Consider the following 22,391-nt stretch of genomic DNA (forward strand, 5'->3'; position numbering starts at 1 on the left):
GTGGTGGGTGATGACGGATTCGAACCGCCGACATTCTGCGTGTAAGGCAGACGCTCTACCAACTGAGCTAATCACCCTGAGAAGCGTTAGCTTCGCAAGTTAAAATTCCTTAAAGGGAATCTTATAGAAGTCTTAACATTTAAAGTTGTCACACTCTAAATTAATAAAAATTCTAACAACATAGAACTTAATTAAGTCCCCTTGCTGTGGGTGTGTATTATATAGATTTACATATGCCTGTCAAACGTTATTTCATATATTTTATAAATTAATAATTATCTTTCTTTTACGTCAGCGACATTAAGACTTGTTCAGCCCATATGGTGGGTACATAGTTACCTATTGTGTGCGCGCCAAAAGCTACTATACTGATAATGCTTTGTGGCACGTGCAGGTATTGGATAATTTGATTTGTATTAATTGACTGATTGGTTGATGGAGGCAGGCATAGACACTTTTGCTATTGAAAAGTACTTTACGACATGGTCATTGGGTGACTTTGCAGAATTGGGGCTGATATTACATGTCGTGCTCATGATTTTAATGACACTACGGATTGTATCGGTACAGCGCAATATTGGCGTATCGATCGCTTGGGTTGCTGTTCTCTATACCTTGCCTGTCGTAGGATTAATTGCCTACATACTGCTCGGTGAGCCAATGATCGGACGTCGCTATCGTGAACGCATGGATCAAGCCAGTCTGCTGATGAATGAGATGGCAAAGCGGGAGCATTTGGTCTTTGATAAAGGGCAAGATTTGTTGCCTGACAACTATCGAGGTGTCAGCCAAATAGGGACACGCTGGACAGGGTTTGGGGTGTTCCCCGATCATCAAATGCAGCTATTAACCGCGCCCAGTGCTATTTTTAAGCGTTTGATCGATGATATTGAGTCAGCAAAGAGCATCATCTTGATGGAGTTTTATATCATCTATCCGAAGGGGCAGGTGGTAGAGGTGATAGAGGCGTTGGTCGCTGCCGTACAGCGCGGGGTTGAGTGTCATATATTGGCTGATAGTGTTGGTAGTTTTAGGTTTTTTAATAGCAATGAGCACCGAATATTAGAGCAAGCAGGTGCCTTTGTTCATCAGTCGTTACCAGTAGGCTTGTTCAAGACCTTATTTAAACGTTCAGATCTGCGTAATCACCGAAAAATGGTGGTCATTGATGAATATATTGGTTATATCGGCAGCTTTAACTTGGTCGATCCTAAGTTTTTTAAACAAAATAAAAATGTCGGACAATGGATCGATGTGGCGATACGTAGTGTGAGCCACCGTACCATCAGTATAGCGACGGCGATGGCAAAAGTTGTGGTCACCGATATTGGCGCTGAAAATAACAACAATCTAGACGAGCTCAACCAGCGAATCAATAACTATACCCGCAAGCTATATGTGATGGATCCGACTATCAATGACATCAACAGTCGGGTAAAATTTTTGGGTGATAGTATCGATGCTGATGAGCCGCTACATACTGGCTCAATGTCGATAGTCATACCACAGATGCCTGTAATAGAAGGCGTGATCGCGCAGTTGATACCTTCGGCACCGCAGGTAACAGCGCATGTTATTTATAATACCTTGGTGACGGTTATTCATCGTGCTAATAAACGCATTTGTATTACTACGCCATACTTCGTACCCGATGAGGCGCTATCAAGTGCGCTGACGATCGCGGCTAAGCGCGGGGTAGAGGTGACGATTATCGTTCCCGAAAAGGTCGATTCGTTTTTAGTGCAGCATGCGTCACAAGCGTATTATGAAGAGTTATTGCAGGCGGGCGTCACCATTGCCTTATTTAAAGGCGGGCTGCTACATGCTAAAACCGTGGTGATCGATGATGATTATTGTCTGTTTGGTACGGTAAATATTGATATGCGCAGTTTTTATCTCAATATGGAAGTCAGCTTGGCGATTTATACCCCTGAAATGGTCGCTCAAATTGCTAACTGTCAAGAGACTTATCTACAGAGCTGTTATTTTTTAACGTTAGCAGAATGGCAGCAGCGCGCAGGCTATGAGCGTTTGTTTGATAATGTGGTACGCTTGTTTAGTCCTTTATTGTAGCGATTTATTGTAGCTATTTGAATTTTAGGCTAAGGTAAACTATCTACACATTGCATTACTGTCGCCATCATAACGATGTCATCCTATTCATTACCTATTAAACTGTAAAAGGACACGCTGGTCTTATGTCTGCATCGCCTCTAACACCACTGGATTATATCGCCGCAGGCTATTGGCAAGATTTCTTAGCGGGACGCCCTATCGCAGGTGGCATTGCCTATGAAGCGGAGTTGCGTGATTGCACTTTGGATGAGTCGCTGTCGAGCTTACAGCGAGTAGATACTTTGCTATCGCAGATACGCCGTGATCTGATTAAAATGGGTAATTGGGATGAAGATGCGCTGTTAACGGATGAACGCTATCGTAATCTTATGATGTTTTTGGCATTTTATGCCGGACAAGTATTGGCGCAGCAATGGCAAAATACGCCGCATTGGTATGGTCAATTCGAGCTGCGCAAACGTTATCCAATATGGTCGCTGAGCACCGATGATTTTTATCAGCATATGGCAGTGTTATATAGTGAGAATAATAGTGCCAATATTAATGACAGTGCCAATGCTAATATTAATGACAGTGCCAGCTTACCAATATTTTTTGCCCTAGAACCGATAGGCTTGCGCTTGTTTGGTCATGTCGATCGACCCTTTGTCGCGGTACAAGGCGGGCAAGTTGCTAGTGGCTTGTATCAAGCGGTTAGTGCCAGACTGCCAGTCGCTGGCAATGATTACGTGTCTACCATTATCACTCAAGACAATAAATCTAACGTGGCTGCTCGCATGGCTTCTCAAGTGGATTTAGGCTCAAGTAGCATAGAATCTAATTCTCAGACAGTGGGCACTAGCGTAGACTCTTTGATAAAGCAGAATACAACCACCACATCAGCAGATGATCTGAATAGAGCTGCTTTGAATAAAAATGCTTTGAATGAAGCTACTGTTTCGCAAATGATAGCCGATCCACTGGCAAATAAAGACTTATCGAATGAACAACAAGGTGAGATAAAGCCTGAGCTGTCTAAATTGGAACCGGCATTAACGCAAACTAAGTTAGCTACTTCTGTCAAACCCTCACCAACCACAGAAATTTTTAGCCAATTACTCATAGAGTTAGATGAGATTGAACGGCCGCAAACTGCGGGCAATGCTGAATATCAGCAAGCCCGTAAAGTTTTGGATCAGTTTGAACAGCATGTTGCCAAGCAATCTAAACCGCGTGCGCAAATTAACTTTTCAGAGAATCATCTGGCGGCAAAAAAGCAAGCGTTGTTGAAACTACAAGAGGCCGCGCATGTCGGGAATAGCGCTGCTATGCTGCGTTTGGCGATGTATGAGCTACTCGGTGAAGGCTTGGTGATTGATAAAAATGCTGGTATAGAGGCAGGTGTTGAATGGGTTAAGCAAGCCGCTAGCAAAGACGACAGCCGAGCGCAGCGCTTACTCAGTAAGATGTACTACCAAGGGGTTGGCGTCGTGCAAGATATTAATAACGGTAAATATTGGTTAGAGCAAGCTGCCCAAAACGGTCACGTGGAAGCGGCCAGTTTGGTGGCACAGTGGCAGCAAGCGCAAGCGTTGATAACGACACAAAAGCAAGAGCAACACAGTATTAAGCGCTACCAATTATTACTGGCGGTAGTGCTAGTAGTGGCGGTGTTAATATTAATTATTGTCTAAACGATTTTTGTTAGCTCATACTGCGTAAAAGCTTATTATTAAGCAGAAAATTCAGGTAGAATTGTCGCGTTTTTTACCATCAGTTTTTTTGAGAATGGTATTATCTGATCCATTACTAATCTGGGCTGTTCTATGCCATCTTCTCCTACGCCATCCAAACCCTCTACCACCGCGTCTTCATCTACCGCGTTGTACAGTCCAGCGGTGTATCAGCCACCCTTTTATTATCAATGTATCATTGGCTTACTCAAGCCGCTATATCGCCTACAGGTTTGGCGACGCTCACACGAGCGCGACAACTATCAGCAAGAAGTGGCGCAGCGTTTTGGCAAGCACTATCCTGCAGCGCCAACAGCTGATATCAAAGCTGAAATAAACCATAAAGCTGAGATGAATAATAACGTTATCTGGTGCCACGCGGTGTCTTTAGGTGAGACCAATACAGTAGCGCCGTTGCTAGACATGCTATTGGCGCATGGTTATAAGATTTGGCTGACCAATACCACGCAGACGGGTTTCGCTCGCGGTGCTAGCCGTTTCGCTGCTGACATTGCTCAGGGTCGGCTTAGCCATAGCTACGTACCTGTAGATAGCCCCGCTGTTATTGAAACGTTTTTAGCGCACGTGCAGCCAGTTGCGGCCTTATTTGTAGAGACCGAGCTGTGGGCGAATATTTTAACCAAGCTGTCCGAACATCGTATTCCGAGCATCTTAGTCAATGGTCGTCTATCAGCCAGTTCTTTTACAAGCTATCAAAAAATCGCTGCTGTCAGCGCCAGTATGATGAAAAACCTGACGTTAATTATTGCGCAAGACAATGAGTCTGCCAAACGCTTTCGTCAGCTGGGTGCTCATAGTGCGCAAATTCGGGTGGCGGGCTCACTCAAGTGGGTCATTAATAGCCCAGTGCTTAATAATGAAACGATTGATAACAAAACTGATGATGTACAAGCGACTGATAGCAACGCTGCTAAGAAAGAACATGAGTGTGCCACTATACAAAAGCAAAAGAGCGGTATTGCCGTCGAGTTGGGAATAGCGGATCGTCCTATTTGGGTCGCGGCCAGCACCCATAGCGGCGAGGAAATCATCTCTCTGTCATTGCAAGAGCAGCTATTGTCCAACCCAGCGCTGGCAGACACGCTGTTGATTATCGTGCCCAGACATCCTGAACGCTTTGATGAAGTGGCGACGCTTATCCAAAACAGCACGTTGATAATGGCACGGCGCAGTAACGAAGAAGCGATCAATACGGACACGCAAGTCTATTTAGCAGATAGCATGGGCGAGCTGATGACATGGTATACGCTAGCCGATGTGGCGTTGGTGGGCGGTTCGTTGGTCGATGTGGGCGGACACAATCCAGTTGAGCCAGCGAGTGTGGCAACACCGGTGCTAATGGGACGCCAAACCCAATCGTGTCAAAGTGTGGTCGATAAGCTGGCGAGTGTGGGCGCGTTATATCAGCCAAACAATACGTTTTATCGTCCAATTAATATAGAGGATGTTGCTACCAATAATGAAAATATCGCCAATTCAGATATCAGTAGTTCAGAAATAAAGGGTAAGCAAAAATCCTCGCGCAATAAGTCCTCATTAGCTGCTAACGATACGGCGCTCATTTATGATCAGCTACAGTCCTGGCTTAGCCATCCGCCATTAGCCAAACAAGCAGGGCAAGCTGGCGAGCAGATGACCGTACAGCAGCAAGCAGTATTAACGCGCCAATTTGCCATGATCGAAAAGGTGATTGAGCAACACTCAAACCAAGAGACGCTATGAACTGTCTATTACTGCCTGCCGAAAACTTTTCGCAAGATTCTGCGACAATCAATCATCTATCGCAAATTAACCATATCAATGACGTGTTGACCGCAGCAGTGGGAGATACCCTCAAAATTGGGCAACTCGGTGGTAATCTTGGTACAGCGATTATTGAGGAGATTGCTGCTCACCGTATTCAGCTAGGTGATGTCCAATTGTCAGTTGTGCCACCTGCTAAGTTAAATCTGACGGTCATCTTGGCATTACCACGTCCAAAAGTGCTGCGCCGCTTGATAATGGATATGACGGCGCTTGGTGTGCGCGATATTATCCTTATCAATAGCTATCGCACGCAAAAGAGCTATTGGCAAAGTCCGATGTTGAGTCGCCTCGATGAGTTCGTACTAGAAGGCTTACAACAAGGAGTGGATACTGTTGCCCCGCGCATTACTTTGCAAAAGCGTTTTAAACCCTTTGTCGAGGATGAGCTGGCAAGTCTAATCACCAACCGCGCTATTGTCGCGCACCCTTACAGCGATCTGTCATTTTCGCAATATGTGCAGCAGCAAGTGCTAGCAAAGCAAGAGCAAACTACGCCATCGCTCGTAGAAACCAACTCAGCTAATAGCACCTCCTTGCCCAGTCTCGTTTGTATCGGCGCAGAAGGGGGCTGGATCGACTATGAGATTGAGCTACTTGCCAGTCAAGGCTGTCAGGCAGTACACATAGGTCCACGCATATTGCGTACTGAAGCGGCAGTCAATGTGATTTTGGGGCAATGGCTGTTATAAAAAAGTGTTGAGCGAACACTATTTGGCTAAATCATTGCTTTTGAAATTGTATTTTAAAAGCAATGATTTAGCCAAACAAGCACCAGTTTATCCAGTTAAATAAATGTATTGATAATTAATCTCATTTCTATTAGTATGTTGTTTTCAACTAATATGCTCTTATTACTCTTAATGAGTAATGTTGTTTATCTCTCTCACTTATCCGTAGCACCATTATGGGGAAAACCATGTCATTGAAAGCTTTCAGCGCAAATTTACCTTCTACCAAGCTCACTTTACCTGTTGCCGTATTTGGCATGATGCTAGGGCTTGCGGGTTGTAGTAATTCCTCTACGCCAGAAGAAAGCGTTGATGCTGAAGCGGCGCCAGCTAGTAGCGAGCAAGAAGTGGCTAACGATGGCGCGACGAGTGCTGAAGGACAAACGATTACGATCTACTCATCACGTAACGAGCAGCTGATCAAGCCTTTGCTAGACCGCTATACAGAAGAAACAGGTGTCAAAATTGAACTGGTCACTGATAAAAGTGGTCCATTGATGGCACGCTTGCAAGCGGAAGGTCAAAATACGCCAGCGGATATGCTATTGACTGTAGATGCGGGTAATTTGTGGCAAGCTACAGAACAAGGATTGCTCCAGCCAGTGGCATCGACGGTATTAGAAGCCAATGTCCCTGCAAAATATCGTGATCCAAAAGGTCAGTGGACAGGTCTGTCATTACGTGCCCGTACTATCATGTATGACCCAAGTAAAGTCAGCGCCGACCAGTTATCCACTTATGCAGATTTGGCGGATCCAAAATGGAAAGGCAAGCTTTGTTTGCGCACCTCAAACTCTGTATACAACCAGTCATTGGTTGCCAGTATGATTGAAAACTTAGGCGAAGAAAAAACCGAAGCCGTCATTCGTGGTTGGGTAGATAATTTAGCCACTGACGTCTTTAGTGATGACACTAGCATGCTAAAAGCTATCGCTGCCGGTCAGTGTGAAGTGGGCTTGTCTAACAGCTACTACTATGGTCGCTTGCTCGATGAGCAGCCTGATTTTCCTGTCAAAGTCTTTTGGGCAAACCAAGGCACTACTGGTACCCACGTGAATATTTCTGGAGCAGGTGTGGTGACAGGATCAGACAATCCTGATGGCGCCCTCAAATTAATGGAATGGTTGTCTTCGGATAAAGCCCAAGGTCTCTATGCCAGCTCTGATAAAGAATATCCAGTCAAAGAAGGCGTTGATGAGTCAGATATGCTCAGATCGTGGGGCGAATTCAAAAAAGATGATATCAACGTGCAAAAGTTTGGCGAGCGTCAAACCCAAGCGATTCAAATGATGGACAAAGCAGGTTATAAATAGAGTATCACAAGCCAACCACGCCCAAAAAATGACAGTAGCCATCAGATAAATGTCAGCATGACTCTTAGTAAGCGGAACAGTAAGCTGAGCAAGTTTGACAGAAAAAATGGCGTTTTTGGGTGTGCGATAGGCGAATTAGATCGGGATCTCTATGCGTATGACATGGTAATAATTATATGATAACAACGCCAAATGCGTCTGTTCGTCAAGACAAGACAGCCAACGACAATAACAATGGCAGTGACCATAGTAGTTTGGCTGTTAGTCAAGACCATGCCGTTCGCAAACGCATCCTCTCAAAATCAGTCTTAGGACTGATTTCGTTGTTTATGCTGGTACCAATTCTCATCGTCCTGCTGTCATGGACGCAGCCAGTGGCAGACATCTGGACGCACATGCGCGAGTATGTGCTGCCACAAGTCCTCAAAAATACCGCGATTTTATTGGTGATGGTGACGGTTATCTCTGGCAGTATCGGCACCGCACTTGCTTGGATCACCAGCATGTATCGCTTTCCCGGACAGCGCTTTTTTTCGTGGGCGCTGATGCTACCGCTGGCGATACCAGCTTACGTGCTGGCATTTGTTACCGTCGGTATTGTTGATTTTAGTGGACCGCTACAGACAGGTTTACGAGAGTTAGGCATCGATACAGCCATTCCGTCAGTACGCAATGTCTGGGGCGCAGGTTTGGTATTGTCATTGGCATTTTATCCCTACGTTTATTTGCTAGCGCGTCAGGCCTTTTTGTCACAAGGCAGGCGGGCGATTGAAGCGGGTCAAATGCTTGGTTTAAGCCGCAGTCGCGTGTTTTTTCGCTTGGCATTACCGCAAGCGTTGCCGTGGATAATTGGCGGCTTGTTACTCGCCAGTATGGAAACGCTTGCGGACTTTGGTGCGGTTTCGGTCTTCAATGTAGACACTTTTACAACGGCTATTTACAAGGCTTGGTTTGGCTTTTTTAGTCTAACGACTGCCGCACAATTAGCCGCTTTATTAATCGGTGTGGTATTTATCGTCGTATTGTTTGAGCAGTATTGGCAAGCCAAACGCGGTAATATAGTTACCCAAGGCAGCAATCAGCGTTTTGAAGCCAGCGCGTCTGCTAAGCTGGCCATGACATTCCTATGTACACTGGTGTTTTTGCTGGCTTTCCTAATACCGTTCTTGCAGTTGATCTATTGGACCGCATTGAACTTTCGCCAAGATTTTGACGCCCGTTATATTGATTTTGTCACCAACAGTCTCATGATTGCGAGCATGACCACCATTTTCATTGCTTTTTTAGCCATTATTATTGCGTGGATCAAACGGCAATATCCTGATAAATCAACCAAGCTTATGACGACTTTAGCCAATCTAGGCTATGTTGTACCGGGTACAGTACTGGCTGTTGGCATATTTATCCCAATTGCTTGGATAGACAATCAGCTGATTGCGTTCGGTGTGACCTCAGAGCAAGTGCTGTCGGGTAGTGTGATCGTGATGCTCCTTGCCTTATCGACGCGCTTTATGACGGTAAGTTTTCAGCCAGTCGATCGGCAGTTACAGCGACTGACTGTCAATCAGGAAGCGGCTGCTAAACTACTGAGTGACAGCCCTTATCAACGTTGGCGGCAAGTGATGTTGCCTGTACTCAGCCCTGGGGTGCTAACTGCTTTATTGATGGGTTTTGTCGAAGTGATGAAAGAGATGCCGATCACTTTGATGACACGTCGGCAAGGCTGGGATACGCTAGCGGTGCGGGTGTTTGAGATGACCAGCGAAGGCATGTGGGGCAGAGCAGCATTGCCAAGTTTGCTGATTGTGTTGGTCGGTCTTATTCCCGTTTGGATACTGCTGCGCCAAAGTGATAAGCAGGGATAAGTTGAAAACAGTTTATTATTTAAGACATTGCCGTTTATTATTTGAGAAGTTAAAGACAGAGTTGATCGCGCTTAAGCCTTCATTAGTACCATAATTTTTTACCGTTTTATTTATTGGTTTTATTCATTAATCGCTTACTGGTACCATCTATGTATACTGACTTGATTAAAGACTCAACAGACCCAGCCAATCCTCAGTCGGCGACAGCTAAAGTGAAAGTGCACGCTGATAATGTAAAAAAATCATTAGTATCAAGAGATGAATTCTACCAAATGCAGGATAATAATATCGCTAAGCACGATGCTAACTTTACCGCACATACTGAGACAAATATCACCACCAATCCTTACTTTAGCGTGCAAGATTTAATCGTCGGTTATGACGATACCATCATCGTTAATGGACTATCGCTAAGCTTACAGCAAGGCGAGATTGGCTGCTTTTTGGGTTATAGCGGTTGCGGAAAGACCACGGCATTGCGAGCCATTGCAGGGCTAGAGCAAAGTCGTCGCGGCACGATTGGCTTAAATAACCAACGCTTGACAGAACAGACGCCAACGACCTCGTTTGCCGTCGCGCCAGCCAAACGTGGCATGGGCATGGTGTTTCAAGACTATGCGTTATTTGGGCATTTAAGCGTGGCAAAAAACATCGCTTTTGGTCTCAATAAATGGTCAGCGGCTGACAAAAAAGCCCGCGTGGCTGAGATGCTAAGCCTCGTTGAATTGACTGAGCATGCTGACAAACGTCCCAATGAGCTCTCAGGTGGACAGCAACAACGTGTTGCTTTGGCACGAGCGTTAGCGCCCAATCCCAAACTCTTGCTACTCGATGAGCCGTTTTCTAATTTGGATGTGGTACTGCGTGAGTCATTGGCGATGAATGTCCGCGATATTCTCAAACGTACCAATACCACCGCTATTTTGGTGACTCATGATCAAAATGAGGCTTTTGCGCTGGCAGATAAAGTAGGCGTTATGGATAAAGGTCGATTGGTACAATGGGCGACACCAAGCGAGCTATATCATGAGCCAATCAGTCCGTTTGTCGCTGAGTTTGTCGGTGAAGGGGCGATGATAGATGGCATTATCAAAGAAGGTCACGTCGAGACCGCGTTAGGTGATATTTACCGTCGCATGGAAGTTTATGATGAGTCAGGGCAGCCGCAGTATTGTGAGTACGATTATCCCAATGGTACACCGATTAAGGTGCTCGTGCGCCCTGACGATATAATCCATGATGATGATAGTACGCAGACCGCTTTGGTGATTGGGCGCGTCTTTCGCGGTGCCAATTATCTGTATCGCTTGCAACTCGATGATGGGCAGACAGTTTTATCCTTGGTCGCCAGCCATCATAATCATGAGATTGGCTCGCAAATTGGGATTTTGCCGATACTTGAGCACGTTGTTGTTTTTGATGAAAAAGACATCAATGCGACGACTTGGTCAGAGTACGATCGGTCCGAGCGCGTGGCAGAAGCCAGATAGCAGTTATAGCAAATCATGATTTAGGTGCTCGTTATCATTCAGATTACTCAACTTAACGAGTTGCCATTATATGCAGATAGCGACCCAGCCATTTATACGGCTCTCGTTGTGAGTAGCGCAGCTCCATACGTATGACTGCATCAGGATCATTATGACCACCGCGCTTGAGCGGTGCATAATCATGAAACACGCGCAAGCCACTGGTTAGAATGGTTTGGTAATGATGTGTGGTGAGCCAAGATTCGACTTCTTCTTTGGCGACCGGATAATTAGGCGTCAGGCTTTTTTTAGTGTCAGCCTTATAATCCGTGTTATCGAGCAGATTAAAATTACCCATAATCAGATTACGATAGTCAAAGCTCGCTGGATTATAAAAGCACAATGACAGCGCGCCATGCTCAGCCAGCTGCCGATCACAAAAGTCCATAATCGCTGCTGGTTCTGCGAGCCATTCAAGTAGGGCGTGCGACATTATCAAATCAAACTTAGCTGCGTTCTCAGTATTCTTACCCATACTGTCTTTATTCTGCAACTCATCGATTGCCAATTTATCCTCTATCTCCTGATAAGGGCACACATACCAGTGTATATCTAGATTCCTATCGATTTCTGCTGCGCTCGCTTTTGCTTTCTCTAACATATTGGCAGAGATGTCATTGATGACCACGCTATGCCCTTGAGCCGCAAGCTCAATCGCAATCTGTGCAAGTCCTGCACCCACATCTAAAACTCGTAAAGGTCGCCCAAGCTCTTTACTCATCTGCGCTGTATAGGCAAAGATATCACGGCGCAATACTGCCAGTCGAATGTCGCCTTTAAGACCACCGTAGACCTTTTTTTCAAAATAATCCGCAATCGTATCAAAACTACGATCAGTGCGCGTCTCGTCTTGCATCGCTGTTTCTTTTGTGAGATCTGTCGATTGGCTGTTGGTTTCTTTCGTGCTTTGACTGCTGGTTTGCATAGGGTGATATCTGTATGAGGGTTAAATTTGGAACATCGTACAACAAAGACTAAAGCTAAGCTAGAACTGCTTTAACGGCAACAAAATTTTTCGTATAAGGTAAAAGACGCCACTCAGCGCATGTTTTCCAGTAGCTTTTCATAAAATTTTACGGTATAAATAGTAAGGTTTAAGAAACAATAACTATTGAGCAAATTTTGCTAAAAAGTGCTTAATACAAATCATTGATGAAAAAAGCTGCCAAACTAAACGGCATTTACTGCCAAAAAATTTCAGCAAACGTCTGATTTACCATTGCTAAGGACAGCAACCATGATCAAATCCACCACGGATACCAGCGGCAAATTATCTGCCCCTTTATCTGCCCCTACTTATCAATCCATGTCTATCACTACCAAAACACCAACGATGTCACGCTGCTTATTGTCAGTAGCCGTTGCCAGTGCTTTACTACTCACCGGTTGTGGAGATGACGACGATGATAACGACACAGCATCCGTCATTTTTCCTACTAGCGTTGAGACAATTAGTGCTTTCAGTACTGCTCAAATAGATGGTATTCCTGGATTGGAAAATGCTGGTACGCCTGATGCTAAGTGTGATATTAAAGTAGAAAAAGTCACCTATCAAACGGTAGGGTCAGCAGGCGAGGTTACCAATGCAACTGCTGCTTTAATGCTGCCTAGTGGTGAGAGTGCAGATTGTTCGGGCGATCGTCCAGTATTATTATATGCTCATGGTACGACTACCGATAAAAGCTATGACTTTAGCCAAGTTGGCAATCCTCAAAATTCAGGCTCGGGTGAAGCCACCTTGATAGCAGCAAACTTTGCCGCGCAAGGCTATATCGTCGTAGCCCCTAACTATGCTGGCTATGATGATTCAGAGCTTGATTATCATCCGTACTTAGTTGCTGAGCAGCAATCTGCTGATATGATTGATGCGTTGAATAGCTCGCGTATCGTTATCGATGCACAAAAACGAGATAAAAATACCAATTACGCCAATATCGATGATTCAGGCGAGCTATATATTTCAGGATATTCGCAGGGCGGTCATGTTGCTATGGCTACTGCTAGAGCGCTAGAAGCACAAAACAAACCAGTGACAGCCATTGCGCCTTTATCAGGCCCTTATGCTTTGGCTGCCTTTGGTGATGCTATCTTTACAGGGAGCGTTAACCTTGGTGCAACGCGATTTGCGCCATTATTAACGACAGGATTACAGAAAAAGTATCCAAACATTTATAATAATGTTAATGAGATTTTCACTGACCAGTATGCTAATACTATCCTTCCAAGTGACTCAAGTTTTGAGCAATTAGTCGAGGATAATAAACTGCCTGGATTTGCGCTGTTCCAGTCAAAATCTACTGGCAATGCAGTACTTGATCAGCTACCTTTTAGTACACTACCTTTTGCATTTTTAGGATTTTCTCCTGATAACTATCTCATTAAGACGGACTTCCGTGCCGCTTATGTGACAGATATGCTTGCAAATCCTGATGGTTTGACAGCAACAACACCAGCTGGAATACCAGCCGCTTCTCCACAGAACGAGCTTCGCAAAGCCCTAAAAGACAACGATTTACGAGGATATGTACCAAAGATGCCAACATTGTTATGTGGTGGTCATCGTGATCCAACGGTATATTATGATTTAAATACAGGTGCAATGACTGCTCAGCTGCAACAAGCCAACCTAAATGTCACTGTTCTCGATGTCGACAACGAAAATGAAGCGGGTCGTGGCATTCCGACGTTGCTGCCTTTAGGTCAATCAGCATTAGCAAACCCTTGGCTAATGACCAATACTATTGATAATATTCAGTCGCGATTTAATAATAATGTCGACGCTGCTGGAGCTGGCCTCTTATCTAGCTATCATGGTGGTTTAGTCGCTAGTGCTTGTACTGACGCCACTCGTGAATTCTTTAAGCAAGACTTCAGTGCCAGTGCCAACCGAACTTAATATGACCAAGCGGCAATAAGTTATTTACAGATGAATGATGTCAAAAAACTGCATCCCATTGAGTGCAGTTTTTTTATGTATAAAACAATTGCTTTTTAGGAGGATAAAACAATGAAATCAATAATGTTATCTTTGCTAGCGCTCACCTTTGTATTGTTGCCTATGAGTCAAGCACAAGCAAAAAATACGCCTTGCTCTGGTAAGATGGGCGGCGTTTCCCATTGTTCAAAAGATGGTAAATTCGTCTGTAAAAATGGCAAAATTAGCCAGTCTAAGCGAGTATGTCATTAAAGATATTTCGGCGGATATTACTGGATCCAAAAACCTGCGCTAATGAGCTGTTTTGCTTGATTTTAATGACAGTCAGAACCCCCTAAATTAACAAATTTGTGCTAAAATAGCTTCTTTTATTCAACATTACTTTTAACAAAAACCGTATCGCCATTTTCCTATGGTTTTGCACGTTTTGAGGTGTTTTTTAGCGTTGATATAACAATCATAGTTGCGCATTTGTGCAGCTATATTTTTGTATCAGCTTAAACCTTTTTAAGGCGTGCAACCCTTAGAGAAATTATGTGAGTGAAGGAGTGTATATGAGCGACTCGATCAGTCCTATTGCCATCGTGGATGAATTAAAGCAATCCTATTTGGATTATGCGATGAGCGTGATCGTCTCGCGCGCGCTGCCTGATGTGCGTGATGGGTTCAAACCAGTGCATCGCCGTGTGATGTATGCGATGCACGTGCTGTCTAATGACTACAATAAAGCCTATAAGAAGTCGGCGCGTGTGGTCGGTGATGTCATCGGTAAATATCACCCGCATGGCGATAGTGCGGTCTATGATGCGATTGTACGGATGGCGCAGGACTTTAGCTTACGTTACCCGATGGTTGATGGTCAAGGTAACTTTGGCTCGATTGACGATGATCCACCGGCAGCTATGCGTTATACCGAAGTACGTATGACCAAGCTGACCCATCAGATGCTGGCTGATCTCGACAAAGACACTGTCGACTGGGAAGACAACTACGATGGCTCTGAGCGTATGCCAAGCGTGTTGCCGGCGCGTGTGCCTAACTTGTTGGTCAATGGTGCGACTGGTATTGCAGTCGGCATGGCGACCAATATGGCACCGCATAACCTGACCGAAGTTATTAATGCGTGCTTGGCATATGCCGAAAATCCGCAAATATCAGCTGAAGAGCTGATGACCCATATCTCTGGTCCTGACTTTCCTACGGGCGGTATCATCTACGGTCGTGCAGGTATTTTAGATGCTTATCGCACGGGTAAAGGCCGCTTGCACATACGTGGTCGCTATATCATTGAAGCGATGAGCGATACGGGCGTCAACCGTGATCGTGAGCGCATTGTATTTACCGAAGTGCCTTATCAGACCAATAAAGCGAAGCTCATTGAGCGTATCGCTGAGCTGGTACGTGACAAAAAAATCGAAGGTATTACTGAGATTCGTGATGAGTCTGATAAAGACGGCATGCGTATCGCCATTGATTTGCGTCGCGGCGAGACGGCTGAAGTTATCGTCAATAATTTATTCCTCCAAACACCGCTTGAGTCTAGCTTTAGTATCAATATGGTGGCGCTCGATAATGGTCAGCCAAAATTATTGAGCTTACGTCAATTAATCGCTGCTTTTGTACGTCATCGTCAAGAAGTGGTGACGCGCCGGACCATTTATGAGCTAAATAAAGCTCGCGTTCGTGGTCATCTGCTTGAAGGCTTGACCGTTGCACTGGCGAATATTGATGAAATTATCGCTGCGATTAAGGCTTCTGCAAACCGCGGCTTGGCACGTGAGAGCTTACTAAATAACACATGGGGTTCAGGCAGTGTCGTGGCGATGCTAACCGCTGCTGGCAGTCAATCAGTACGTCCTGAATTCATCGAAGGCGAAGATCCAAAAGCACCGTTTGGTCTGATTGAGGGTAATGAGCATTATCGCTTATCGCTTGAACAGGTCAATGCTATTTTAGATATGCAACTACATCGTCTAACGGGTCTTGAGCAAGACAAACTGACCGAAGAATACCAAGATTTACTGCGTGAAATCGCCCATTTAGAGTCTATCCTTGGCGATTTTGACAAGCTAATGACCATTATCTCTAATGAGATGATTGAGATTCGTGAGAACTTCGGTGATGAGCGTCGCACTGATATTATTGATTCACGTATGGACTTTAACCGTGAAGACCTTATCCCAGAGCAAACCGTAGTCATGACCGTTTCTCGTACTGGTTATGCAAAAACCCAGCCAATTGATGATTATGTCGCGCAAAAACGTGGTGGTAAAGGCAAATCTGCGACTGCGATGAAAGAAGACGATGTGATTGATCATCTAGTAGTGACCTCAACGCATTCTACAGTATTGTGCTTCACTGATACCGGTCGCGTCTTTAGCCTACGTGGGTTTGAAGTACCGATTGCCAGTCGCGGTGCCCGTGGTCGTCCATTGGTGAATTTAATTGGGTTGAATCCTGATGAAACCGTGACAACTATCTTGCCTATTCCAAAAATAGTAGAAGAGCTACCGGTAAAAGGTGACACATCATTAACAGACACCTTAATAGAGGGTGATGATGAGTTATCAGAAGATAACAATCAAGCAGAGCCACCTTTTGTATTCTTTGCAACTGCTAATGGTACAGTGAAACGGGTAGAGCTTAAGCAGTTTGCCAATATTCGATCAAACGGCTTGATTGCTGTTGGATTAGAAGAGGGCGATAAATTAGTCAGTGCTCGTATCACCAATGGTAGCCAAGAAGTGATGTTGTTTGCTTCCAGTGGCAAAGCCATTCGTTTTGATGAAAATGATGCTCGTGCGATGGGTCGTACTGCGAAAGGTGTCCGTGGTATGCGTCTGGCTGCTGATGAATTTATCAAATCATTGGTCGTTATCGAAGATGATGTCCGCGAAATCCTAATCGCTTGTGAAAAAGGTTTCGGTAAACGTACCTTTATCGATGAGTTCAATACCCAAAATCGTGGTGGTGGCGGTGTAATCGCGATTAAGACCAGTGAGCGTAATGGTGCGTTAGTACGAGCCACCAAGGTTGACTCTACCGATGATATTATTTTGATCTCTGACAAAGGTACGTTGGTGCGTACGCCAGTTGAGCATGTCGCTAGCTCTGGTCGTAATACGCAAGGTGTCACGCTGATTCGTCTGTCAAAAGATGAAAAACTGGTTGCTATGGCACGTGTCGAGCACGAAGAAAGCGATGATGAGCTAGTTGATGCTATGAGAGAAGATGGTACGTTGCATGTAGAAGGCCAAGAGCAAATAGACATCGATGCGGCAACTGAAGTTGATGATGCTATCGATATTGCAAATAATGATGAGTTAGACGGCGAATAAATGTCTCAGTAGTTAGCTTTGTGATCTAGTCTTATATGATTGTTCTAAAAAAAGCCTCTGACGTTATCGTCGGAGGTTTTTATTTTTTGATTCTCATTTTTCTCAATAATGTAAATAAGGTTCTATTTTTAAGGCTGTTGTTATGCTTACGACCAATCAAACTTTTCAGGGAACTGTCGCATCGGTATCATCGAGTTTTTTATTTTCGATGATGTTTGTATTTGGGCTGTTTATGTTGCCCTTAACGGGGACACAGGTAGCATCATGGCGTGTCCTTATGATGCTATTAAGTTTGGTAATATTGCTTAGTTTGACCAAGCAGTGGCAGCATGTCTTTGATTATATAAAAACGCTAAAGACACTGAAAGAATGGTTGATATTTATATTGCCTGCACCGATTTTAGGTGGACAGATCTGGCTGTTTATGTGGGCGCCCGTTAATGGGTTTGGTCTAGACGTCACGCTGGGTTATTTTTTATTGCCGCTTGTAATGATTGTGCTTGGTCGATTTTTTTACCATGAGCATATGAGCGTCCTACAGTGGGCAGCCGCACTATTCGCAGCGTTAGGCATCGGTTACGATATTTTTCAGTATGGTTCGGTATCTTGGGTGACGCTGTTTGTGTGCTTGGGCTACCCACCTTATTATCTGTTGCGTCGTACACTTGCTGTGCCACCAGTGACGGGGCTGTTGTTTGATTTGACTCTGCTGACGCCAGTAGTGCTCATCATACTTTATGTGACTGGTGGTTTTGACGTTGCGGCACAAGAGATGAAGTTTTGGTATCTGTTGCCGCTGCTTGGTGCTTTGAGTGCGCTTGCGATGTCACTGACGATGATTGCGAGTAGTAAGCTGCCCGTGTCATTGTTTGGCGCGTTAAGCTATATAGAGCCGATGCTGTTGTTTGTATTATCCATTACGGTTCTGAGTCAAAACCTTGATGAAGGCGGTTCGCTCTTTATGTATGGCATGATTACACTTGCGCTACTGGTCATGATGGTTGATAGTGCCACAGGCTATCTGGTTCGTCGTCGTAACGATCATCTTTATGGTTATAGAGAGCCACAAGTAGGCGGTTTCCCACCGCGACGCCATTTTATCAATCAGCGTATCGATGGCGTACTAAAAGCGCATCGTTTTCGCAAGATACGTCGTTACCAAAAAAAGATGAATAAGATACAGCAAAAAATTGAGCAACTTGATTTAAAATAAGCACTTACGTGCATTAAATTGACTCATGGCAGAAGTTAAGTCAGTAGATGAACAGTGGCATTGCTTATCTATTCTGACTTTGACATAATGCTGCCCATGATATAAGCACGACATATCAAAAGCGTTGATCTTGGATTGCGCGACGACCTTATATGCAAAAGCCTCAGACGTTCTCGTCTGAGGCTTTTGTTTTTTTTAAAATTGCCAAGGATGTGCCCCAATCTCTAAAGGCTGCTGTGATGCTGACTACTAACCAAACCTCGCAGGGTACGATCACTGCTGTGGCTGCAAATTTCTTATACTCATTGCTGTTCTTATTCAGCTTGCTGCTGCAACCGTTATCAGGTACGCAGGTCGCTTCGTGGCGCGTGCTAACGATGTTTTTTAGTTTGGTGCTATTGGTAAGTGTATTAAAACAATGGCAGCATATTTTTGACTATCTAAAAACATTAAAAAACGCCAAAGAGTGGTTTTTATTTATATTGCCCACCCCAATTTTGGGCGCACAAATCTGGATATTTATGTGGGCGCCAGTGAATGGTTTGGGGCTTGAAGTGACGTTGGGTTACTTTTTATATCCAATGATTATGATCGTCGTTGGTCGATTTTTTTATAATGAGGATATGAGCTTACTTCAGTGGGCTGCCATTGTATGTGCGGGTCTTGGTATCGCTTATGATATCTTTGAATATGGTGCTATCTCTTGGGCAACTTTGTTTGTCTGCTTGGGTTATCCTCCTTACTATCTACTACGTCGCAAGCTGGCAGTGCCGCCTATTACTGGTCTTATCTCAGATCTTGTGCTGTTGTTGCCCGTTGTACTGGTCGCGCTGTATATGAATGGTGGCTTTGAAGTAGCGATAACCAACCACAAGCTTTGGTATCTGCTGCCGTTATTAGGCATTATCAGCACCGCTGCGATGTCATTGACGATGGTCGCCAGCCAAAAGCTACCTGTCTCCTTATTTGGGACTTTGTGCTACCTTGAGCCGATATTCTTGTTCGTATTCTCAATCGCAATTTTAGATCGTAACTTACATGATGGTGGATCCATGCTGATGTACAGCATGATTTTTGTGGCATTGCTTATTATGATCGCTGATAGTGCGCTGGGTTACTTGGGACGCAAACGTGATGACCGCTTACATGGCTACAATGAGCCACAAGTGGGCAGCTTCCCACCACGCCGTCGCCTAGAAAATCGCCGTATTAAAGGCGTGTTGGCTGCGCATCGTTTTCGTAAGATTAAGAAGTATCAGCAAAAAATAGACAAAATGACGCGAAAAATAGAAGTACTCCACGCCAAATAAGTAGAGGTTGTTGTAAAACCAAAGTTGACTTGGCAGGCATTATTTTTCGTAACTACTCTACACAGTTGTAGTGTCAAAGCCGCGTTAAGTACGCTATTATCAGTAGCAGCAGTATCACACTCGACCTAATTTGGCACATGATATCTAGGGCGTGTCCTCAATCTGAACGAAAATACTTAAATGGGTCAAAAATGGCTAAATCTTGCCAAACTGTGTCAAATAGCTGGTTAATATCTCGATATTATCTGTGCTAATTTCCTTGTTTGGCTGCAATTTATCTCATTTTTATCACCATGTTCAGAATGAGGACACACCCTAAAATAGTATAGCGGACTCACAATTACTTATTACTAGGATGGTTTATGTTACACCTTCATCATTTAGCAAACTCACGCTCGTTTCGCATTTTATGGTTATTAGAAGAGCTCAAAGCTGATTATCAACTGACGTGCTATGAGCGCAATAAAGCTTACCGCGCGCCTGAGAGTCTAAAAGCCATACATCCGATCGGTCATGCACCGATATTGGAAGTGGATGGTCGCCCGCTGATTGAGTCAGGGTTTATCATCGAATATTTGCTCAAGCATTATGATAAAGCCCATCAGTTCAAACCTGCCGATGACAACGAAGCAGCGTGGGAAGCCTATACGTTTTGGTTGCATTTCGCTGAAGCGTCTGTGATGCCACCGCTCATCATGCGATTGGTGTTTACCAAAGTGGTTGAGCAATCGCCGATGTTGATTAAACCTGTTAGCAAGGGCATCAAAGCAAAAGTCGAAAAAAGCATGATTGCTAACAGCTTAAACAAAATACTCGACATGATGGAGCAGCATCTACAGGACAATCATTGGTTCGCTGGTGAAGATTTTAGCGCCGCCGACATTCAGATGCATCTGGCGGTAGTAGGTGCCAATGCTGGTCCGGGCTTAGATAAGAATAAATATACCAATATCTTAAATTGGCTAAAACGCTGTGAAGAGCGTGATGCCTTTAAGAGCGCAGAAGAAAAGGGCGGTCGTCTTAAGTTCTAGTTGCTGGCGTTTACACATATATAAGCGCTTGATTTAATATTTTGATAAAAGGTTTTGTTTATGCATAGACAAAACCTTTTTAGGATAAAGTAATGTCTGACCTGAATAAATCTGATAACAAAAGCATCGATACCGATGTCAATACTAACCCATCGCTTGCTCGTCAAGAAATCAATAGCCAGCAGGTGTCTATCAAAGCGTGGTCACAAAAACTGCTGGTCGTGCTGCTATGTGTAGCGAGCTTTTATGGTGGTTGGAAGTCTTATGAGTCCAATATGGTCAATGAGTGTACTGCCAATGGTGGACAAATGGTAGTAGGCGATCGAACCATGATGTGCCAATTGTCATAAGCCGTATTATTCATTAATAATTTTGTACTATGAGTGCTAAGTCATGTTCAAACTGACCTTTTTAGGTACTTCAGCAGGGGTGCCAACCAAACAGCGCAATGTCACTGCCTTAGCGATCGAATGCTTGAATCCTTATTCATCGGGCGCTAGTCAGCATCCTAAAAAATCGCGTCCGTGGCTATTGATTGATTGCGGTGAAGGTACGCAGCAGCAATTGCTGCACACCAAGCTCTCCTTACATCAATTAACCGCCATTTGTATTACCCATGTGCATGGCGACCATTGCTATGGTTTGCCAGGATTGCTGGCGAGTGCGGCTATGTCAGGACGTCGCGATCCGCTGACCCTCATTGCACCAAAAGCCATCGCTACATTGCTTGAAGCTATTACCGCCCCCACAGAGTTGTATTTGCCCTTTGCCATCAATTTTATGGCGATTGAAGAGTTATTGTCGAAAGATAGTGGGGGTAACGGTCAGGTAAGTATCAGTTTAGACAGCCAGCATCAGCTTGATATTGATATCACACCACTATCACATCGCGTCGCCTCTCATGGTTTTGGTATCACTCAGACTGTCAGTCAGCGCACGCTTAATGCGGATAAGTTGACCGCAGAAGGCATTCCAGCAAGTGCACTGTGGGGCAAACTGCAGCAAGGCAAAGATATCATTACCGAAGACGGTCGTGAGCTGCGGTCAGCAGATTATGTCAATAATGACGCTAAGCGCACACGGATAGTGGTAGCGGGGGATAACGATACGCCAGCTTGTCTCACCTCTGCGTTGGTTGACACGGATTTGCTGGTGCATGAAGCCACTTATACTCATGAATTTTTAAGCAAAATCAAAGCCAAAAATCCAGACTTTGACCCCATGCATAGTAGTGCGCAATTGGTGGGCAAATTTGCTCAAGATATCGGGCTTAAGAATTTGATTTTGACCCATTTTAGCGCGCGTTATCAAAGCTTTGATAACCCAGATAGCAGTACGGCAAACATGGGGCATATTCGCTTAGATGCAGAAAGTGTTTACAAAGGTAATCTCTGGTTGGCAGCAGATTTTTCTCAATATACAGTCGATGGTGCTGCTGATTTGGCAAGCAACCAAGAAGAAGATAACCGCGTGCAGTATCTAGGCTCTGCACGCAGTGATTAGACATGGGTTAG

The 22,391-nt window shown here is 44.6% G+C and carries 16 protein-coding genes and 1 tRNA gene; 15 read left to right on the top strand and 2 right to left on the bottom strand.

Translation table 11 applies throughout. From position 1 onward, the window contains the following. Position 1: 1 nt before the first annotated feature. Positions 2-77, bottom strand: a tRNA-Val gene (locus tag AAEY72_RS13515). 358 nt (positions 78-435) lie between these two features. On the opposite strand from AAEY72_RS13515, the gene AAEY72_RS13520 reads away from it, so the two are divergent. The 7 genes from AAEY72_RS13520 (at position 436) to AAEY72_RS13550 (ending at position 11,011) form a co-directional block, all read left to right on the top strand. Further along, positions 436-2,073 carry a cardiolipin synthase gene (locus tag AAEY72_RS13520; protein ID WP_502945383.1) on the top strand — a complete coding sequence of 546 codons (1,638 nt, stop codon included), beginning with the start codon at positions 436-438 and terminating at the stop codon, positions 2,071-2,073. Between the two features lie 125 nt (positions 2,074-2,198). Beyond that, positions 2,199-3,749, top strand: a complete 1,551-nt coding sequence (locus tag AAEY72_RS13525) for a tetratricopeptide repeat protein (RefSeq protein WP_352310942.1) — start codon at positions 2,199-2,201, stop codon at positions 3,747-3,749. Between the two features lie 132 nt (positions 3,750-3,881). Then, a complete protein-coding gene (locus tag AAEY72_RS13530) occupies positions 3,882-5,531 on the top strand; it encodes a 3-deoxy-D-manno-octulosonic acid transferase (protein WP_352310944.1) in 1,650 nt (549 codons plus the stop codon). Beyond that, a complete protein-coding gene (locus tag AAEY72_RS13535; protein WP_352310946.1) occupies positions 5,528-6,304 on the top strand; it encodes a 16S rRNA (uracil(1498)-N(3))-methyltransferase in 777 nt (258 codons plus the stop codon). Before AAEY72_RS13530 ends, AAEY72_RS13535 begins: the two co-directional genes overlap by 4 nt. 227 nt (positions 6,305-6,531) lie before the next feature. After that, positions 6,532-7,656, top strand: a complete 1,125-nt coding sequence (locus AAEY72_RS13540; RefSeq protein ID WP_189580428.1) for an extracellular solute-binding protein — start codon at positions 6,532-6,534, stop codon at positions 7,654-7,656. A gap of 176 nt (positions 7,657-7,832) precedes the next feature. Next, positions 7,833-9,521, top strand: a complete 1,689-nt coding sequence (locus tag AAEY72_RS13545) for an ABC transporter permease (RefSeq protein ID WP_210540163.1) — start codon at positions 7,833-7,835, stop codon at positions 9,519-9,521. Between the two features lie 149 nt (positions 9,522-9,670). Continuing rightward, positions 9,671-11,011, top strand: a complete 1,341-nt coding sequence (locus AAEY72_RS13550) for an ABC transporter ATP-binding protein (RefSeq protein WP_352310948.1) — start codon at positions 9,671-9,673, stop codon at positions 11,009-11,011. A 52-nt stretch (positions 11,012-11,063) separates the two neighbouring features. Here the strand turns inward: AAEY72_RS13550 and AAEY72_RS13555 are convergent, their stop codons facing one another. Continuing rightward, entirely contained in the window at positions 11,064-11,975 is a 912-nt protein-coding gene (locus tag AAEY72_RS13555) for a methyltransferase domain-containing protein (protein WP_352310950.1), read from the bottom strand. Between the two features lie 312 nt (positions 11,976-12,287). On the opposite strand from AAEY72_RS13555, the gene AAEY72_RS13560 reads away from it, so the two are divergent. The 8 genes from AAEY72_RS13560 (at position 12,288) to AAEY72_RS13595 (ending at position 22,380) form a co-directional block, all read left to right on the top strand. After that, positions 12,288-13,946 carry an alpha/beta hydrolase family protein gene (locus AAEY72_RS13560; protein WP_352310952.1) on the top strand — a complete coding sequence of 553 codons (1,659 nt, stop codon included), beginning with the start codon at positions 12,288-12,290 and terminating at the stop codon, positions 13,944-13,946. A 111-nt stretch (positions 13,947-14,057) separates the two neighbouring features. Then, the gene (locus AAEY72_RS13565) at positions 14,058-14,237 is read left to right on the top strand and encodes a YdcA family protein (protein ID WP_189580443.1); all 180 of its coding nucleotides are present in this window, start codon (positions 14,058-14,060) and stop codon (positions 14,235-14,237) included. 302 nt (positions 14,238-14,539) lie between these two features. Further along, on the top strand, positions 14,540-17,323 hold the full coding sequence (gene gyrA, locus AAEY72_RS13570; RefSeq protein ID WP_352310954.1) for a DNA gyrase subunit A: 2,784 nt from the start codon (positions 14,540-14,542) through the stop codon (positions 17,321-17,323). A 142-nt stretch (positions 17,324-17,465) separates the two neighbouring features. Then, positions 17,466-18,536: an EamA family transporter RarD gene (gene rarD / locus AAEY72_RS13575; RefSeq protein ID WP_352310956.1), complete on the top strand. Its 1,071-nt coding sequence runs from the start codon at positions 17,466-17,468 to the stop codon at positions 18,534-18,536. 239 nt (positions 18,537-18,775) lie between these two features. Continuing rightward, entirely contained in the window at positions 18,776-19,846 is a 1,071-nt protein-coding gene (gene rarD, locus AAEY72_RS13580; protein ID WP_352310958.1) for an EamA family transporter RarD, read from the top strand. Between the two features lie 362 nt (positions 19,847-20,208). After that, positions 20,209-20,877: a glutathione S-transferase gene (locus tag AAEY72_RS13585; protein ID WP_189580454.1), complete on the top strand. Its 669-nt coding sequence runs from the start codon at positions 20,209-20,211 to the stop codon at positions 20,875-20,877. A 92-nt stretch (positions 20,878-20,969) separates the two neighbouring features. After that, positions 20,970-21,227, top strand: coding sequence for a hypothetical protein (locus AAEY72_RS13590; protein WP_352310960.1), 258 nt, complete (start codon positions 20,970-20,972; stop codon positions 21,225-21,227). A gap of 43 nt (positions 21,228-21,270) precedes the next feature. Further along, entirely contained in the window at positions 21,271-22,380 is a 1,110-nt protein-coding gene (locus AAEY72_RS13595) for an MBL fold metallo-hydrolase (protein WP_352310962.1), read from the top strand. Positions 22,381-22,391: the final 11 nt, after the last annotated feature.

The organism is Psychrobacter sp. W2-37-MNA-CIBAN-0211 (assembly GCF_040309405.1).
Lineage (GTDB): Bacteria > Pseudomonadota > Gammaproteobacteria > Pseudomonadales > Moraxellaceae > Psychrobacter > Psychrobacter glaciei.

Bases quoted from the DNA above. Each gene is read 5' to 3' on its own strand.
- AAEY72_RS13555 (WP_352310950.1), bottom strand. From the start codon at position 11,975: ATGCAAACCAGCAGTCAAAGCACGAAAGAAACCAACAGCCAATCGACA.
- AAEY72_RS13530 (WP_352310944.1), top strand. From the start codon at position 3,882: ATGCCATCTTCTCCTACGCCATCCAAACCCTCTACCACCGCGTCTTCA.
- AAEY72_RS13520 (WP_502945383.1), top strand. From the start codon at position 436: ATGGAGGCAGGCATAGACACTTTTGCTATTGAAAAGTACTTTACGACA.
- AAEY72_RS13545 (WP_210540163.1), top strand. From the start codon at position 7,833: ATGATAACAACGCCAAATGCGTCTGTTCGTCAAGACAAGACAGCCAAC.
- AAEY72_RS13595 (WP_352310962.1), top strand. From the start codon at position 21,271: ATGTTCAAACTGACCTTTTTAGGTACTTCAGCAGGGGTGCCAACCAAA.
- rarD (WP_352310956.1), top strand. From the start codon at position 17,466: ATGCTTACGACCAATCAAACTTTTCAGGGAACTGTCGCATCGGTATCA.
- AAEY72_RS13550 (WP_352310948.1), top strand. From the start codon at position 9,671: ATGTATACTGACTTGATTAAAGACTCAACAGACCCAGCCAATCCTCAG.
- AAEY72_RS13565 (WP_189580443.1), top strand. From the start codon at position 14,058: ATGAAATCAATAATGTTATCTTTGCTAGCGCTCACCTTTGTATTGTTG.
- AAEY72_RS13540 (WP_189580428.1), top strand. From the start codon at position 6,532: ATGTCATTGAAAGCTTTCAGCGCAAATTTACCTTCTACCAAGCTCACT.
- AAEY72_RS13535 (WP_352310946.1), top strand. From the start codon at position 5,528: ATGAACTGTCTATTACTGCCTGCCGAAAACTTTTCGCAAGATTCTGCG.
- rarD (WP_352310958.1), top strand. From the start codon at position 18,776: ATGCTGACTACTAACCAAACCTCGCAGGGTACGATCACTGCTGTGGCT.
- AAEY72_RS13560 (WP_352310952.1), top strand. From the start codon at position 12,288: ATGATCAAATCCACCACGGATACCAGCGGCAAATTATCTGCCCCTTTA.
- gyrA (WP_352310954.1), top strand. From the start codon at position 14,540: ATGAGCGACTCGATCAGTCCTATTGCCATCGTGGATGAATTAAAGCAA.
- AAEY72_RS13590 (WP_352310960.1), top strand. From the start codon at position 20,970: ATGTCTGACCTGAATAAATCTGATAACAAAAGCATCGATACCGATGTC.
- AAEY72_RS13585 (WP_189580454.1), top strand. From the start codon at position 20,209: ATGTTACACCTTCATCATTTAGCAAACTCACGCTCGTTTCGCATTTTA.
- AAEY72_RS13525 (WP_352310942.1), top strand. From the start codon at position 2,199: ATGTCTGCATCGCCTCTAACACCACTGGATTATATCGCCGCAGGCTAT.